Here is a 16,009-nt window from a genome sequence, read left to right as displayed (position 1 = left end):
AGCCGCGCGAACCAATGCGGCAGGAGGAATCGCAATCGTGAAGGCCCTTGTTTTGCCGGCGTTGGAACGACCGGAAGGCATGACCACGCATGACTATGCCTTTGCACGCCTCAGGCAGGCGATCATGGTCGGCGCCTTTCGTCCCGGAACGTCGGTGACGATCCGCGGCTTGGCCGAAGCGCTGGAGAGCAGCCCGACGCCGGTGCGCGAGGCGTTGCGGCAGCTGACCTCGATTGGCGCCCTGCACTTCCTCGAAAACCGCCGCATCGTCGTGCCGCGCATCACCCCCGCGCGCTTCGAGGAACTGATTTCACTACGGATCGTGCTCGAAAGCCACGCAGCACGCAGGGCGGTCGCCCATCTTTCGGACCGACAGATCGACCGCATCGTCGCGATCGACGAGGCCATCGAGGCCGCGATCCTCGCTGGCCGGAAGGCTGCGGCGCTGATCGCCAACCAGGATTTCCATCGGCAGATCTATATGGCCAATCCCGACCAGATCGCCATGCCGTTGATCGAGAGCGTGTGGCTGCAGCTCGGACCGATTCTCGGCATCGCCATGGAACATGTCGCCGAACTCTACGTCGTCGACCGCCATCGCGAGGCGATCGACGCACTGAGGCGGCGCGACGAGGACGCCGTGGCCGAGGCAATCGGAGCCGATATCCGCGAGGGTATCGGCGGTTTTGACCAGCAGGCGATTGCCAAGCTGCTCAGCCTCGCCGGCTGAAACCCATCCCTCCCGAAGTAGCCGCAAGCCCGCCCGAGTTCATGCGCGAAATGGATTTTTAGTATGACTAAAAAGGCCGTTGACAGCGACTCATGAGTGCTCCAACTTTGAAGAAATACTAAAAAGGCGAGAGGCGCCCCTTGAATACGGAGAACGCTCAGGAAGCGCACGTTGGCGTGGGCGATCCGCCGCTCGGCGAGAGGCTGCGCCGGCGCCGGAAGGAACTGAAGCTGACGCTCCAGACCGTCGCCGACCGCTCGGGCTTTTCGGTCGGCTTCATTTCACAGATCGAGCGCGGCATTACTGTGCCTTCGCTCACATCGCTGATTGCCGTCTGCCGCACGTTGGAAGTCGAAGTCGGCACCGTGTTCACGCCGCCGAAGGTTGCCTCGCCCGTCACCCGCCGCGCGCACCGTCCGATCTATGCGCTTGGCGACGGCGACGGCAACGTCTCCTACGAACGCCTTTCCGCCGCCTTCCCCGGCAATGTCCTTCGAAGCACGATCATTCATGAGCCGCCCGGGCGCCGAAGCGAACCGATGTCGCACGAAGGCGAGGAGATCTACTTCATCCTCGAGGGCTCGCTGACCCTGGAGATCGACGGCGAGCGCATCGTTCTGGAGTCCGGCGACTCGGCCCATTTCCCATCCACGCGCATCCACGCCACCTGGAACCACACGAGCAAGCCAACGACCATTCTGCATACCTGCACGATGGACGTCTTCGGCGATGGCGAGCCTTCCGGCGACCCGGACAACAGCCTAGCGGTGACGCGTGCCGCAAGCCGCCACGGTGTAGCGAAAAAACACAAGCCACGCTGATGCAGGCAACGGCACATATCCGCCCCGCAAGCAGCATTTTCACTCACCATCAACACAGGACGCAACGACATGAACGAACAGACGACGATGCGGCTCGCCGCGCTGCGCGCTCGAATGAAGGAAACCGGCACGGGGCTTATCGCTATCGCGCCGGGGTCACACATGGAGTGGGTGCTGGGTTTCCATCCGCATCCGGACGAGCGTCCCTGCCTGCTTCTGATCGCGCCAGAACGGGAAGCCTTCCTGATGCCGGCGCTCAATGCCGAAGGCACGCGCGAGCATACCGACATTGACTTCTACAATTGGTCTGATGCGGAAGGTCCCGTTCTGGCGCTGAAGGCGGCGCTTACAGGACTGGAGGCTGCAAAGCCCGGCCGCGTCGTTCTCGACGAGACGATGCGTGCGGATTTTGCGCTGCTGCTTCTCGACAACCTGCCGGACGACACCGCACGTGATTTTACCCCTGGCACGCTTGGCGCACTGCGCATGCGCAAGGACCGCGGCGAATACGAACTCCTAAAGATGAATGCAGCGATCGCCGACCGCGCGATGCAGGCCGCCTTTTCGGCGGTCCGTCCCGGCATGACCGAGAAGGAGCTCGCGGTCGAGATCCGCGCGCACTTTTCCTCGGAAGGCGCAGCGCCGGCGTTCTGGATTGTCGGCTCCGGCGGCAACGGCGCCTTTCCCCACCATTCGGCCAGCGACCGCGTCATCGAAGAGGGCGACGCCGTGGTGATCGACATCGGCGGCCGCAAGCAGGGCTTTCCGAGCGATATTACCCGGATGGCGGTCGTGGGGCGCGCACCGGAGGGCTATGGCCAGATCCACACGATCGTGGAAAAGGCAGTGCAAGCCGCGATGAAGGCCGCCCGCCCCGGGGTGGCGGCGAAGGAGGTCGACGCGGCCGCGCGCAAGGTGATTACCGATGCCGGCTATGGCGAATATTTCGTGCATCGCACCGGCCACGGCATGGGCATCGACGGTCACGAGCCGCCCTACATCACCGCAACCTCGGAAACGATTCTTGAGGAAGGCATGGTGTTTTCCATCGAGCCCGGCATCTACCTGCCCGGTCGTTTCGGTATTCGGCTTGAGGATATCGTGATCCTGCGCGCCGATGGCCCGGAGGTCCTCTCCTCACTGCCGCGCGAGGTCCATGTCGCCAAGGTTTGACGGCGAGCGTCCTTTCGCTGTCCTATGACGAGGACGCCGGCACGTGGCACCGGCGTCCTTCGCCTACAGCGCCGCGCGTCCAATCGGCTGCAAGATTTTGTCCTTAAATCGATTCCGAGATAAGGAATCATGCCGCAGCTATTGGGCCGGATAGTTCCTGCCGCTCTTCGGCGGCTGCTTGGCTCCGGCTGCATTCCTTTCGGGCGCACCAAGGGCAGTCTCGCGATCGCGGCCGGTGATCCAGAAAAAGAGGTAGCCCGGCCAATGCTTGCGCTGGATGCCGCTGTAATACTCCCCCTTCCCCGTTCGCATCTGCGCATTCGCATCGGCCGCCGACAAGCCGGATAGGGTCACTGTCACGGCAAGGGCGAGAGCGGCAAAAGCTCGATATCTCATCGTAGAACTCCTCGCTCCGATATCGCGCCCAATCACGGGAACGGTCAAGGGATCGCTGCAGCCTGGGACCGAGGACTCCCTCGTGCTCCGACAAGGCCGCTACCACGGCCGGCTTCCGCGTCACTGACTGAAGACCCGAGTTTGCCGCTTGACCGCCGCGTCTAGCACCTGCATATTGCTCAGATGTCAGACCAATTTGGCGCCGCGGGGAGAGACGGATGCCTCAGCAAGAAAAGGCAACGCTTGTTCCACTGCCCCCCGTCGACCGGGTGCAACAGGTCATTGCCGCACTTGCCGACTACATCCAGCATGCCGGCCTGAAGCCGGGCGATCGGCTGCCGGCCGAGCGTGAGCTGATGGCGGCGCTCGCCGTCGGGCGCTCCACGGTCCGCGAGGTCCTCAGCCATTTCCAGGCGCTCGGCGTCATGGAGGCGCGCAAAGGCAGCGGCACCTATCTGCTGCGTGCCATTTCCGGCGCGACGATCCACATGCCGCTGGCGCTCGATACAGAACACCTGCGCGACGCACTTCTGCAGACGCTCGAAGTCCGGCGCGGCATCGAGGTCGAGGCCGGCATGGTCGCCGCGCGCCGCCGCACCGATTTGGACCTCGTCAACATCGAGACAAAGCTTGACGAAATGGAACGCGTGCATCTCGCCAAGGGCACATCCGGTCCGGAAGACCTGGCCTTCCACCTGGCGATCTACGACGCCACGCACAACCCGCTCTTCCGCCAGCTTCTCGAACAGATGCGCGAGGCGTTCGAACAATTCTGGGAGAAGCCTTTCGACCGGCCGGATTTTGCCCGGCGGTCCTTTCCGTTCCACCGCACGCTTTTCAACGCCATCGCAGCGCAGGACACCAACGCTGCGCGCGAAGAAACACTGAAGATCCTCGCCATCGTCGAGGAAGACATCAAGGAAATGTCCAAATGACCAACGGCTTCGATCCGTTCGATGCAGCATCCCTCATCGTCGCGCATGACGAAGGCAATGCCTTCGATGCCGTCGTGCCACCGATCGTCCAGACGTCGCTGTTCACCTTCAAGGACTATGACGACATGGTCGCCTCCTACCGGGGCGAGCGCGTGCGGCCGATCTATACCCGCGGCCTCAACCCGACCGTCCGAATGTTCGAGGAGATGCTGGCGAAGCTCGAAGGTGCCGAGGATGCGATCGGATTCGCGAGCGGCATGTCGGCGATCTCGTCGACCGTTCTTTCCTTCGTCGAGCCGGGCGACCGCATCGTCGCGGTCAAGCATGTTTATCCCGACGCCTTCCGGCTGTTCGGCACGCACCTGAAGCGCATGCGCGTCGAAGTAACCTATGTCGACGGACGCGACGAGGAAGCCGTGGCAAAGGCGCTCCCCGGCGCCAAGCTCTTTTACATGGAAAGTCCGACGAGCTGGGTCATGGACACGCACGACGTTGCCGCCCTTGCGGCGCTCGCAAAGGCTGAGGGCGTGATCACCGCGATCGATAACAGCTGGGCGAGCCCGGTGTTCCAGCAGCCGATCGCGCTCGGCGTCGATCTCGTCATCCACTCGGCCTCGAAATATCTCGGCGGCCACAGCGATGTCGTCGCCGGCGTCGTTGCCGGCTCGAAGGATTTGATCGGCCGCATCCGCTCGGAGGCCTATCCCTATCTCGGCGGCAAGCTTTCACCGTTCGATGCCTGGCTCTTGATCCGCGGGCTTCGCACGCTGCCGATCCGGATGAAGGCGCACGAACGCTCGGCACTCGCCGTCGCGCAGCGCCTGCAGAGCCATCCGCTGGTCGAAACGGTTTGCCATCCTGGCCTCGGCAATCATCTGCCGCCCGGTCTTTCCGGAACGTCCGGCCTGTTCTCGTTCATTTTCCGCGAGGGCGTCGACGTGCGCCGTTTCGCCGATCAGCTCGAATTGTTCAAGCTCGGCGTTTCCTGGGGCGGCCACGAAAGCCTCATCGTGCCGGGCGAAGTCGTTCTGGCGCAGAAAGCCCAGCCCAATTCCGCGGCCGCCTTCGGCATTTCTCCGCGGTCGGTACGGCTCCATGTCGGCCTGGAGGGAACGGAGGCCCTCTGGAGCGATCTCGAAGCGGCGATCGCCGTCGCTTCGCTAGGCTGACGACACGGTAACACCCGAACACCTAAGAAAAGGGGAACTGAAAATGAGGAAACTGATTACCGCTACGCTGCTTGCGACGCTGATGGCCGGCAGCGCACTCGCCGACACCAAGCTGAAACTCGTCGAGGTCATCACCAGCCCCGAGCGCACCGAGACGCTGAAATCGATCGTCGCCAAGTTCGAGGCGGCAAACCCCGGCACCACCGTCGAGATCATCTCGTTACCCTGGGGCGAAGCCTTCCAGAAATTCGCGACCATGGTCTCGGCCGGCGAAGTGCCGGACGTCATGGAAATGCCGGACACCTGGCTCTCGCTTTACGCCAACAACGGCATGCTCGAAAGCCTCGAGCCCTACCTCGAAAAGTGGGAGCACACCCCCGGCCTGACGGAGCGCGCGCTCGAGCTCGGCCGCGATGTCAACGACACTGCCTACATGCTGCCCTACGGCTTCTATCTCCGCGCGATGTTCTACAACAAGAAGCTGCTCTCCGAGGCCGGCGTTGCCGAACCGCCGAAGACGATGGACGACTTCGTCAAGGCGTCCGAGGCGGTTTCCAGGTTGCCGGGAAAATCCGGCTACTGCCTGCGCGGCGGGCCAGGCGGCCTCAACGGCTGGGTGATGTTCGGCGCCACCATGGCCGGCGACAACAAGTTCTTCAATGAAGACGGCACGTCGACGATGAACAGCGAAGGCTGGGTGAAGGGCCTGACCTGGGTCATCGACCTCTACAAGAAGGGGCTCGCGCCGAAGGACAGCGTCAACTGGGGCTTCAACGAAATCGTCGCCGGCTTCTATAGCGGCACCTGCGCCTTCCTCGACCAGGACCCGGATGCGCTGATCGCGATTGCCCAGCGCATGAAGCCTGACGATTTCGGCGTCACCACCATGCCGAAGGGCCCGAGCGGCAAGGCGTTCACCACAATCGGCTTTGCCGGCTGGTCGATGCTTTCCGCAAGCCAGAACAAGGATCTCTCCTGGAAGCTCATCGAGACACTCGAAGGTCCGGAAGGCAACATCGAGTGGAACAAGCGCACCGGCGCGCTGCCGGTCCACAAGTCGGCCGAGAAGGACCCCTTCTATGCGAGCCCGCAATTCAAGGGCTGGTTCGATGAGCTCGCCGACAAGGATGTCGTGCTGACAGTCATGCCGACCTATCTCGAAGAATTCGCCTTCTTCAAGGATTCTCTGGCGATCAAGACCACCCAGGAAGCACTGCTCGGCGACATCACGCCGGAAGAGCTCGCCAACCAGTGGGCCGATTACCTGACCAAGGCGCAACAGAAGTACCTGGCGAACAAGAAGTAAGATGGCACCGGCGGCGGCTCCCGGCCGCCGCCGGTCTTCAAACCAAACGACAAGAAGGCGCCGATCGATAACGGCGGTCAAAAGGGGAAACTTCGAACGATGGCCTATGCCGCACGCCATAACGGCCTGCCTGCAATTCGTCCACCGCTGATGAAACGCATCGCCAATGCCTCCGCACCCTATCTTTACAGTGCGCCGGCGCTGATCCTGATCGTCGCGGTCATGCTTGTGCCGCTGGTGCTCGGCGTTTCGTATGCCTTCCGGGACATACAACTGCTCAACCCCTTCTCCGGTGCCTTCGTCGGCCTCGATCACTTCAGGGCACTGTCTGAGGACCAGGCGTTTTTCCGCGCGCTCCGCAATACGCTCTGGTGGACCGGCGCTTCCGTGCTGCTGCAGTTCAGCTTCGGCCTCATACTCGCCCTCCTGCTCGACAAACCCTTTCCCGGCCGCGCGATCGCCCAAGCGCTGGTCTTCCTGCCCTGGGCCGTCCCGAGCTTCCTCGCCGGTCTCAACTGGGCATGGCTCTTCAATCCCGTCGTCGGTCCGCTGCCGCATTGGCTCTACGGGCTCGGGCTCATGAACCAGCCGGCCAATATCCTGTCCGATCCGCAGCTTGCCATGTGGGGGCCGATCGTTGCCAATATCTGGTGGGGTATCCCATTCTTCGCGATCACGCTCCTTGCCGCGCTGCAGGCGATCCCGCGCGATCTTTACGAGGCCGCGAGCATCGACGGGGCGGGGCCGGTCCAGCGCTTCCTTTCGATCACCCTTCCCTTCCTTGCTCCGACGATCGCGATCACCATTCTCCTGCGCACGGTCTGGATCTCGAATTTCGCCGACCTCATCATCGTCATGACCAATGGCGGACCGGCCGACCGGACGCAGATCGTCGCGAGCTACATCTTTACCCAGGCCTTCAAACGGCTCGATTTCGGCTACGCCTCGGCGATTGCGCTGGTGCTCCTGGCGCTGCTCCTCGCCTATTCGCTGCTGATCGTCATCCTGAGACAGTGGCTCCTGAGCAAGGATTGACACCAATGCGCGCCAAATCAGCCTTCCTCACAGTTGCCCACCGCCTGGCGATCCTCGCCTACATCGCCTTTGCGCTCTTCCCGCTGTTCTGGCTGCTCAAGGTTGCGGTCACGCCGAACGATCTGCTCTACACCGAGGGTGTGCGGCTCTGGCCGTCACGGGCGAGTTTCGAGCATTTCGACTTCGTGCTCCGGCACAGTTCTTTTCCGGTCTTCTTCCGCAACAGCCTCATCGTCTCAGGCTCGACCGCGGTGATCGTGACGATCCTTTCTTCACTCTCCGGCTACGCGCTCTCGCGTTTCAACTTCCGGGCCAAGTATTGGCTGGTGACCTTGATGCTGCTCACCCAGATGTTCCCGCTGGTGATGCTGGTCGCGCCGATCTTCAAGATCCTCTCGCCGCTGGGGCTCACCAACAGTTTGACCGGCCTCGTCATCGTCTACACGGCGTTCAACGTGCCCTTCGCCACCTTCCTGATGCAGTCCTTCTTCGACGGCATTCCGAAGGATCTGGAAGAAGCAGCGATGATCGACGGCGCCACGCAGTTCGTCGCCTTCCGCCAGATCATCCTGCCGCTGACGCTGCCCGGCATCGCCGCCACCCTAGGTTTCGTCTTCACCGCCGCTTGGAGCGAACTATTGTTCTCGCTGATGCTGATCTCGGGCAACGAGCAGGCGACCTTCCCGGTCGGGCTCTTGTCCTTCGTGTCGAAGTTTTCGGTCGATTTCGGGCAGATGATGGCGGCTGGCGTGCTGGCTTTGATCCCGGCCTGCCTCTTCTTCCTGTTCATTCAACGCTATCTCGTCCAGGGCCTCACGGCCGGCGCGGTCAAAGGCTGAGGATTGGTCTAGCCATGGCTTCCATCGATATCGCCAATATCCAGAAATCCTACGGCATCCACCCGGTGCTGCACGACGTCGATCTGAAGATCAAGGATGGCGAATTCGTCGTCCTCGTCGGTCCGTCCGGCTGCGGTAAGTCCACGCTTCTGCGCATGATCGCGGGGCTTGAAAGCGTGACGGCCGGCGAGATCCGCATCGCCGGCAAGCGCGTCAACGAGCTCGCGCCGAAGGACCGCGACATCGCCATGGTGTTCCAGTCCTATGCGCTCTATCCGCACATGTCGGTCGAGAAGAACATGAGCTACAGCCTGCGACTGCGCAAGACGGCCAGGGACAGGATCACCACCGTCGTTTCCGGCGCCGCGACCAAGCTGGGTCTCGAACCGCTGCTGGAGCGCCGCCCGCGCGCGCTTTCCGGCGGCCAGCGCCAGCGTGTCGCAATGGGGCGAGCGATCGTCCGACAGCCGAAGGCTTTTCTTTTCGACGAACCGCTCTCCAATCTCGATGCGCGCCTGCGCGAACAGATGCGTGCCGAAATCAAGAAACTGCACAAGGATCTCGGCGCGACCTCGATCTACGTGACGCACGACCAGATCGAAGCGATGACGCTGGCAGACCGCATCGTCGCGATGAACGGCGGCGTGGTCCAGCAGGTGGGAAGCCCGCTCGAGCTCTACGACCGTCCCGCCAACCTTTTCGTGGCGGGTTTCATCGGCTCTCCCGGCATGAATTTCTTCAAGGGCACCTATCGTGCCGGCGACAGGCCGAGTTTCGAGACGGAAGGAGGCGTCAGCGTTCCGCTCGATGCGTCCGCGTCGATCGCGGATAGTACCCCGGCAACGCTTGGCATACGCCCGGAGCATGTCGTCCTTGCGGGTCACGGGCCGGACAGTCTGCTCGCGACGGTGGACCTCGTCGAGCCGACCGGATTCGGCATCATCCTGCATTTGTCGCTGGGCCGGACAAGCTTCAAGGCCTTCACCAACGACCGGTCCTTCCTGACAGCCTCCGGCACCGTCCCGGTCCGCTTTCCCGCACACTACCTGCATTTCTTCGACGCCGAGGGCAATCGCGTCTGATCCGCCCGCAGAAGGCGGCAGGAGTGCCACATGCAAAGCCGCTCCGCAGCGCCGGAAGCGCCCCGACATGGCAATTGACTTCTGCCAAGGGGGCCTTAGTTTTGTTCTTGTCGCAAATATCAACCGCCCTCGGCGCGCTACCATTGAGAGAAGCAAGCACCGCCAATACAACGATTTGACGATAGTCCTCCTTGCCCCGCGCCCGGCGAAATTGAGGAAGTATCATGCGAATTCCTGTTGTTGCCCTCTCCTTCTCGGCACTCGTATTTTGTCCGCTGACGGCCCTCGCCCAAGAGGGCGACGCCGAGGCCGGCGCGACCGTCTTCAAGAAATGCCAGGTCTGTCACGTCGTCGACAAGGACACCAACAAGGTCGGTCCATCGCTCAATCACGTCCTGGGCAGGACGGCCGGCACACATCCCAATTTCCGCTACTCGCCGGCGATGGTCGAGGCTGGCAAGGGGGGCCTCAAGTGGGATGAAGCGACGTTGCGCGATTACCTCCACGACCCGAAGGCAAAGGTGAAAGGAACCAAAATGGCCTTTCCCGGTCTGAAGGATGACACGGACATCTCCAACCTGCTCGCCTACCTCAAACAATATTCGCAATAAGCGTACTGTCGCGCGAAAGGGAACTGGACAACAACCCTTTCGGGCGATTTGCGACTGTTTTCCGTTCGTGCAATAATCGTGATCGGAACTCTACGGATTGCGTATTCATGCCCACAGCCGATTACGGTAGGAGGGACAAGAAATGGCCGTGGTGGTGATTCTGGTTTTGTTGGCCGCCGGATCAGTGTTGTTCCATTTGTTGAGTCCCTGGTGGTGGACACCAATCGCCTCCAACTGGAATTACATAGACAATACTCTCATCATAACGTTCTGGATCACCGGCTTCGTCTTCGTCGCGGTCGTCCTGTTTACAGCCTATTGCGTTTTCCGGTTCCGCCATCGGCCCGGCAACCAAGCCGCTTATGAACCCGAAAACAAACGGCTCGAAGGCTGGCTCGCCGTAAGCACGACCGTTGGCGTCATCGCGATGCTGGCGCCGGGCCTTTTCGTCTGGAACCAGTTCATCACCGTCCCGGCGGCGGCAACCGAGGTCGAAGTCGTCGGCCAGCAATGGCTGTGGAGTTTCCGACTGCCGGGCAAGGACGGAAAGCTCGGAACATCGGAAACCCGCGACGTCGCGCCCGAGAACACGCTCGGGCTCAATCGCAATGACGCAGCCACCCTCGATGATGTGATCATCGAAGGTGGCGAGTTGCACCTGCCCGTCGGCAAGCCCGTCAAGGTTCTCCTGCGTTCGGTCGATGTCCTGCATGATTTCTATGTGCCGGAGTTTCGCGCCAAGATGGATATGGTGCCCGGCATGGTGACCTATTTCTGGCTCACGCCGACGCGGACAGGCACGTTCGAGATCCTCTGCGCAGAGCTTTGCGGCACCGGTCATCCTCAAATGCGCGGCACCGTGGTGGTCGACAGCGAGGCCGATTACCAGACGTGGCTCGCCGAGCAGCAGACCTTTTCGCAATTGACGGCATCGTCCGGTGACAGCCCAAGGGCGGTCGCGGCCGACGCCTCGTCGGTGCAATAGGAAGCGCTACCGCATGTCTCCTTAAAATCATAGCCGATTTAAGGAGAAAAAGATGCAGCAATTCAAGGTGTTACAGCGTCCTTTGCGCATCTGCTTCGACGCGCGGCGCTGTAGGTAGAAAACTGGGAAACTTGGAGGAGCATGATGGTCGACGTCCGGTCCGGTATTGGCGAGGCGGTCCCGCCCGCCGAAGTCGAGGATGTTGAACTTTATCATCCGCACAGCTGGTGGACGCGATACGTTTTCAGCCAGGACGCGAAAGTCATCGCCATCCAATACGCGACGACGGCGATCGCCATCGGCATGGTCGCACTGGTGCTCTCATGGCTGATGCGCCTGCAGCTCGGCTTCCCCGGGACGTTCGACTTCATTGACGCCGATCGCTATTACCAGTTCATCACCATGCACGGGATGATCATGGTGATCTATCTGCTGACCGCGCTCTTCCTCGGCGGCTTCGGCAACTATCTGATCCCGCTCATGGTCGGCGCCCGCGACATGGTCTTTCCCTACGCGAACATGCTGAGCTACTGGATCTATCTCATCGCGGTGCTGGTGCTGGTCGCAAGCTTTTTCGCTCCCGGCGGGCCGACCGGGGCCGGCTGGACGCTTTACCCGCCCCAGGCAATTCTGTCCAATACGCCCGGCGGCAAGGATTGGGGCATCATCCTGATGCTCTCTTCGCTGATCATCTTCATCATCGGCTTCACGATGGGCGGGCTCAACTACGTCGTCACTGTTCTGCAAGGCCGGGCGCGTGGCATGACGTTGATGCGCATGCCGCTGACGGTCTGGGGCATCGTCACCGCCACGGTCATGGCCCTGCTCGCCTTCCCGGCGCTGTTCGTCGCCTGCGTCATGATGCTTTTTGATCGGCTGCTCGGCACGAGTTTCTTCATGCCGGCGATCTCCGAGATGGGCGAGCAACTGCAATATGGCGGCGGCAGCCCGATCCTGTTCCAGCATCTCTTCTGGTTCTTCGGTCATCCGGAGGTCTACATCGTCGCCCTGCCGGCCTTCGGCATCGTTTCGGACCTCATCAGCACGCATGCGCGCAAGAACATCTTCGGGTATCGCATGATGGTTTGGGCGATCGTCATCATCGGCGCGCTGTCCATGGTCGTCTGGGCGCACCACATGTACGTCAGCGGCATGAACCCCTATTTCGGTTTCTTCTTCGCCACCACGACGCTGATCATCGCAGTGCCGACGGCAATCAAGGTCTACAATTGGGTACTGACGCTCTGGCGGGGCGACATCCACCTGACCTTGCCGATGCTCTTCGCCCTCGCCTTCATCGTCACCTTCGTCAACGGCGGACTGACCGGGCTGTTCCTCGGCAATGTCGTGGTGGACGTGCCGCTCTCCGACACCATGTTCGTCGTCGCGCATTTCCACATGGTCATGGGCGTCGCGCCGATTCTGGTCATCTTCGGGGCGATCTATCACTGGTATCCGAAGATCACCGGGCGCATGCTCAACGAGGCGCTCGGCCAGGTGCACTTCTGGACCACCTTCCTCGGCTCCTACGCGATCTTCTTCCCGATGCACTATGTCGGCCTCGTCGGCGTTCCGCGCCGCTACTACGAACTCGGCGAAACGGCGTTCGTGCCGGAGTCGGTGCACAGCCTCAATGCCTTCATCAGCGTCGCGGCACTCGTCGTTGGCGCAGCCCAGATCGTCTTCCTTTTCAACCTCGTCTGGAGCCTGCGCCACGGCAGGGATGCCGGCGGCAATCCCTGGCGCGCGACGACGCTCGAATGGCAGACGCCTGAGACGCCGCCGCCGCACGGCAACTGGGGCAAGGAACTGCCTGTCGTCTATCGCTGGGCTTACGACTACAGCGTCCCCGGCGCGCCGGAGGACTTCATTCCGCAGAACCAGCCTGGGCCGGGACGCGTAACCCACGAGGCCGTCTCATGACGGTCGTGCTGGTCTTCCTGGCGGTCATCGCCGTCATCATCGCCTGGTGGCTGGCACAACAGCGACTGGCCTCGAAGCCGTGGCTGGAAGTCGGTCATCTGCATGACCATCGCGGCGCCGAGCCCGTACCGGCCGCAAAGATCGGTCTCGCTGTTTTCCTCGCGGTCGTCGGCGCGCTCTTCACGCTTTTCATCAGCGCCTATTTCATGCGCATGGCCTCGTCCGACTGGTCGCCGCTGCCCGTCCCGCGCTTTCTCTGGATCAACACCGGTATTCTTGCCCTGAGCAGCGCGACCCTGCATTGGGCCAAGGTCGAAGCCGAGCGGCGGAACGACGACGCTGCCCGAACGAGCCTTCTCGTTGCGCTCGCCGCGGGCCTCGCCTTCCTCGTCGGACAGCTTTTCGCCTGGCGCGCGCTCTCTTCCGCCGGATATTTTTTGACCAGCAGCCCCGCCAACAGCTTTTTCTACATGCTCACCGGCATGCACGGCCTGCACATCGTCGGTGGGATCGCGGTGCTTGCGCGCGTCATCCTGCGTACGTGGGATGCGCCGATCGACCGAAGAGCACACCTCTCCATCGGGCTCTGCGCCACCTACTGGCATTTCATGCTGGCCGTCTGGCTGGTTCTCTTTGCCCTCTTTTCCGGTTGGGCCAACGACGTCGTCGATCTCTGCCGTCAATTGCTGACATAGGAACGCTGACATGTCCGCTCCACTAAAGCCGTCCTCCTTGGAAACGCTCTCCCGCCCATCCGGTCTCGCCGGCTTGGCCGCCGACTGGGCCTCGGACCAGCGGGCCTTCAAAAACGTCTCCTGGGGCAAGGCCATGATGTGGATCTTCCTCCTGAGCGACACGTTCATTTTCGGCTGCTTCCTGATCGCCTACATGTCCGCCCGCATGGCGACCACCGTGCCCTGGCCGAACCCGAGCGAGGTCTTCGCGCTGGAGATCGGCGGGGTTCAGGTGCCGCTGATTCTCATCGCCATCATGACCTTCGTCCTGATCTCCAGCAGCGGCACCATGGCGATGGCCGTCAACTACGGCTACCGCCGCGACCGTCGCAAAACCGCCGCGCTGATGCTCCTGACCGCGCTGTTCGGCGCCACCTTTGTCGGCATGCAGGCCTTCGAATGGTCGAAGCTGATCGCCGAGGGCGTGCGGCCGTGGGGCAATCCCTGGGGGGCGGCGCAGTTCGGCTCGACCTTCTTCATGATCACCGGCTTTCACGGCACCCACGTCACGATCGGCGTGATCTTCCTGTTGATCATCGCCCGCAAAGTCTGGCGCGGCGATTTCGACACGGAGCGGCGTGGCTTCTTCACAAGCCGCAAGGGTCACTACGAGATCGTCGAGATCACCGGCCTCTACTGGCACTTTGTCGATCTGGTCTGGGTCTTCATCTTTGCATTCTTCTATCTTTGGTGAGGAGGGCATCATGGCTCCGGTTGAGGCGCATGCCGAGCAGCAGCACCACCCGATCAAGCTCTACCTTCTGGTCTGGGGCCTGCTTTTCGTCCTCAGCACCTTTTCCTACCTGGTCGACTATGTCGGCCTTCAGGGTTATCTGCGCTGGTCGCTCATCCTGATTTTCATGGTGCTCAAGGCCGGCCTCATCGTCGCCGTATTCATGCACATGGCCTGGGAGCGCCTCGCACTGATCTACGCGATTTTGCTGCCCCCCCTACTCGTCCTGGTTTTCGTGGCGATGATGGTGTCGGAGTCGACCTACGTGCTCTTGACGCGGCTCCTGTTCTTCGGCGCTGCGCCCTGAACGGATGCGCATGCACGCCGTCATCCCGACCGTGGCATCCCACGCTCAGGATGCTCGGACCGCATTGACGATCTCGGCCATGACACCATGCAGCGCGTCGCGATAGCCGTTGCGGGCCGAAGGCCCGCTCTCTTCCGAGGTCATCACGACGGTCAATTCCAGCGACGGGACGATGTAGAGCATCTGCCCGCCATAGCCCCAGGCGAAATGGACATCTTCGCCGCCGATCTGCCGCGCGAACCAGCCATAGCCATAGGCGTCGCCTGAGAAACGCGAATTGGTGCGCGCCTGCCAGGAGAGCTCGATCCAATCTTCCGGGATGATCTGCCGGCCTTCGGCGGTCCTGCCGCGATTGCGGTAGAGCTCTCCGAAGGCGAGCAGCGAGCGGGCGCTCATCGCCATCTGGTTGCCGCCGAGATAAATTCCCTGCGGATCGCGTTCCCAGGCGCCGATCCGGAAGCCGTCGACCGGACCGAGCCAATCGCGCGCCAGTACCAAGGTCGACTTGCCGCTGACTTTCGTCAGGATCGCCGAAAGAAGATGGGTGGAGGCCGTGGAATAGAGCATCCGCCCGCCGGGCTCCTCGTCGAAGGGCTGGGAGAGTGCAAAACGGACCCAATTGCGGCTGGAGACCCAGCGCCCGTAATTCGGCCCCGACATTCGGCCGAGCCCTGCCTGCATCGAAAGCAGGTTGCCGATCGTGATGTCGTTGATCCGGGGATCCGGCGATGCCGGCAGGTCGCTCTTCAGGATCGGCGCGATTTTCTGGTCGGGGCCTTCGAGCAGGCCCTTATCGATCGCAATGCCAACAAGCGCCGAGACGATGGACTTCGACGCTGACTTGATGTTGGTCGAATCCTCTGGCGCATGACCACGATAGCCGCGCTCCGCAACGACCTTGCCGTTACGGGCAATGACGACTGTCTTCAGGGAAGTCAGATCCTGACGGCCCGCAAGGTCGTCGAGCAGCGAAGGCACGGAAGAGGCCTCCTGCGCGATCGCAGCCGGCAGGAACGCTAGGAACGAGAGGAAGGCCGCAATCAGCTTGATCATGCGTCTCACCTAGGGTGGATGCGCGACGAAATCACCACGCGGCCGGCAAAACTCACGTCGATTTGAAACCAGTTTATTGCGGAAGCGCCCCGCTGGGTGCCCAAAGCGCGTCGCGTTCAAACGGCCTCATGCGACGCGCTTTAGATCCTGTTTTCATGCATGTCGTTGTCCCAAAAC

17 protein-coding genes are annotated in these 16,009 nt (G+C 62.0%); 15 read left to right on the top strand and 2 right to left on the bottom strand.

The genetic code is table 11. The features are described 5' to 3' along the window. Window positions 1-37 precede the first annotated feature (37 nt). The 3 genes from QN222_RS28710 to QN222_RS28700 all read left to right on the top strand — a co-directional run bounded on the left by QN222_RS28710 (window position 38) and on the right by QN222_RS28700 (window position 2,724). Window positions 38-730, top strand: a complete 693-nt coding sequence (locus QN222_RS28710) for a GntR family transcriptional regulator (RefSeq protein WP_283964689.1) — start codon at window positions 38-40, stop codon at window positions 728-730. A 140-nt stretch (window positions 731-870) separates the two neighbouring features. Beyond that, window positions 871-1,551 (top strand): helix-turn-helix domain-containing protein, encoded by a 681-nt coding sequence (locus tag QN222_RS28705; protein ID WP_283964688.1) that lies wholly within the window; start codon window positions 871-873, stop codon window positions 1,549-1,551. A 69-nt stretch (window positions 1,552-1,620) separates the two neighbouring features. Continuing rightward, window positions 1,621-2,724, top strand: coding sequence for an aminopeptidase P family protein (locus QN222_RS28700; protein ID WP_283964687.1), 1,104 nt, complete (start codon window positions 1,621-1,623; stop codon window positions 2,722-2,724). Window positions 2,725-2,862: 138 nt separating this feature from the next. Here the strand turns inward: QN222_RS28700 and QN222_RS28695 are convergent, their stop codons facing one another. Beyond that, window positions 2,863-3,120 carry a hypothetical protein gene (locus QN222_RS28695; protein WP_283964686.1) on the bottom strand — a complete coding sequence of 86 codons (258 nt, stop codon included), beginning with the start codon at window positions 3,118-3,120 and terminating at the stop codon, window positions 2,863-2,865. Between the two features lie 218 nt (window positions 3,121-3,338). On the opposite strand from QN222_RS28695, the gene QN222_RS28690 reads away from it, so the two are divergent. The 12 genes from QN222_RS28690 (at window position 3,339) to QN222_RS28635 (ending at window position 14,779) form a co-directional block, all read left to right on the top strand. Next, window positions 3,339-4,055 carry a FadR/GntR family transcriptional regulator gene (locus QN222_RS28690; RefSeq protein WP_283964685.1) on the top strand — a complete coding sequence of 239 codons (717 nt, stop codon included), beginning with the start codon at window positions 3,339-3,341 and terminating at the stop codon, window positions 4,053-4,055. Further along, complete coding sequence (locus QN222_RS28685; protein ID WP_283964684.1) at window positions 4,052-5,224, top strand: PLP-dependent transferase; 1,173 nt, start codon at window positions 4,052-4,054, stop codon at window positions 5,222-5,224. The genes QN222_RS28690 and QN222_RS28685 overlap by 4 nt, the downstream gene beginning before the upstream one ends. Window positions 5,225-5,267: 43 nt before the next feature. Further along, on the top strand, window positions 5,268-6,530 hold the full coding sequence (locus tag QN222_RS28680; RefSeq protein WP_283964683.1) for a sugar ABC transporter substrate-binding protein: 1,263 nt from the start codon (window positions 5,268-5,270) through the stop codon (window positions 6,528-6,530). A gap of 99 nt (window positions 6,531-6,629) precedes the next feature. Continuing rightward, window positions 6,630-7,565 (top strand): sugar ABC transporter permease, encoded by a 936-nt coding sequence (locus QN222_RS28675; protein WP_283964682.1) that lies wholly within the window; start codon window positions 6,630-6,632, stop codon window positions 7,563-7,565. A 5-nt stretch (window positions 7,566-7,570) separates the two neighbouring features. Beyond that, entirely contained in the window at window positions 7,571-8,404 is an 834-nt protein-coding gene (locus tag QN222_RS28670) for a carbohydrate ABC transporter permease (RefSeq protein WP_283964681.1), read from the top strand. Between the two features lie 14 nt (window positions 8,405-8,418). Beyond that, complete coding sequence (locus QN222_RS28665) at window positions 8,419-9,486, top strand: sn-glycerol-3-phosphate ABC transporter ATP-binding protein UgpC (protein ID WP_283964680.1); 1,068 nt, start codon at window positions 8,419-8,421, stop codon at window positions 9,484-9,486. Window positions 9,487-9,710: 224 nt separating this feature from the next. Next, window positions 9,711-10,097, top strand: coding sequence for a cytochrome c family protein (locus QN222_RS28660; protein WP_283964679.1), 387 nt, complete (start codon window positions 9,711-9,713; stop codon window positions 10,095-10,097). A 142-nt stretch (window positions 10,098-10,239) separates the two neighbouring features. After that, window positions 10,240-11,082 carry a cytochrome c oxidase subunit II gene (locus QN222_RS28655; RefSeq protein WP_283964678.1) on the top strand — a complete coding sequence of 281 codons (843 nt, stop codon included), beginning with the start codon at window positions 10,240-10,242 and terminating at the stop codon, window positions 11,080-11,082. A 141-nt stretch (window positions 11,083-11,223) separates the two neighbouring features. Further along, on the top strand, window positions 11,224-13,005 hold the full coding sequence (gene ctaD / locus QN222_RS28650) for a cytochrome c oxidase subunit I (protein ID WP_283964677.1): 1,782 nt from the start codon (window positions 11,224-11,226) through the stop codon (window positions 13,003-13,005). Next, complete coding sequence (locus tag QN222_RS28645; protein WP_283964676.1) at window positions 13,002-13,700, top strand: cytochrome c oxidase subunit 3; 699 nt, start codon at window positions 13,002-13,004, stop codon at window positions 13,698-13,700. Before ctaD ends, QN222_RS28645 begins: the two co-directional genes overlap by 4 nt. A gap of 10 nt (window positions 13,701-13,710) precedes the next feature. Beyond that, window positions 13,711-14,433 (top strand): heme-copper oxidase subunit III family protein, encoded by a 723-nt coding sequence (locus tag QN222_RS28640; RefSeq protein WP_284005719.1) that lies wholly within the window; start codon window positions 13,711-13,713, stop codon window positions 14,431-14,433. 10 nt (window positions 14,434-14,443) lie between these two features. Further along, window positions 14,444-14,779: a cytochrome C oxidase subunit IV family protein gene (locus tag QN222_RS28635; protein WP_283965636.1), complete on the top strand. Its 336-nt coding sequence runs from the start codon at window positions 14,444-14,446 to the stop codon at window positions 14,777-14,779. A gap of 45 nt (window positions 14,780-14,824) precedes the next feature. Here QN222_RS28635 and QN222_RS28630 read toward each other — a convergent pair whose 3' ends face one another. After that, window positions 14,825-15,832, bottom strand: coding sequence for a serine hydrolase (locus tag QN222_RS28630; RefSeq protein WP_283965637.1), 1,008 nt, complete (start codon window positions 15,830-15,832; stop codon window positions 14,825-14,827). Window positions 15,833-16,009 lie beyond the last annotated feature (177 nt).

This window comes from Sinorhizobium sp. 6-70 (genome assembly GCF_030124375.1).
Lineage (GTDB): Bacteria > Pseudomonadota > Alphaproteobacteria > Rhizobiales > Rhizobiaceae > Sinorhizobium.
The sequence above is the reverse complement of the archived record's forward strand: the minus strand, read 5'-3'. Positions and strand labels throughout refer to the sequence as shown.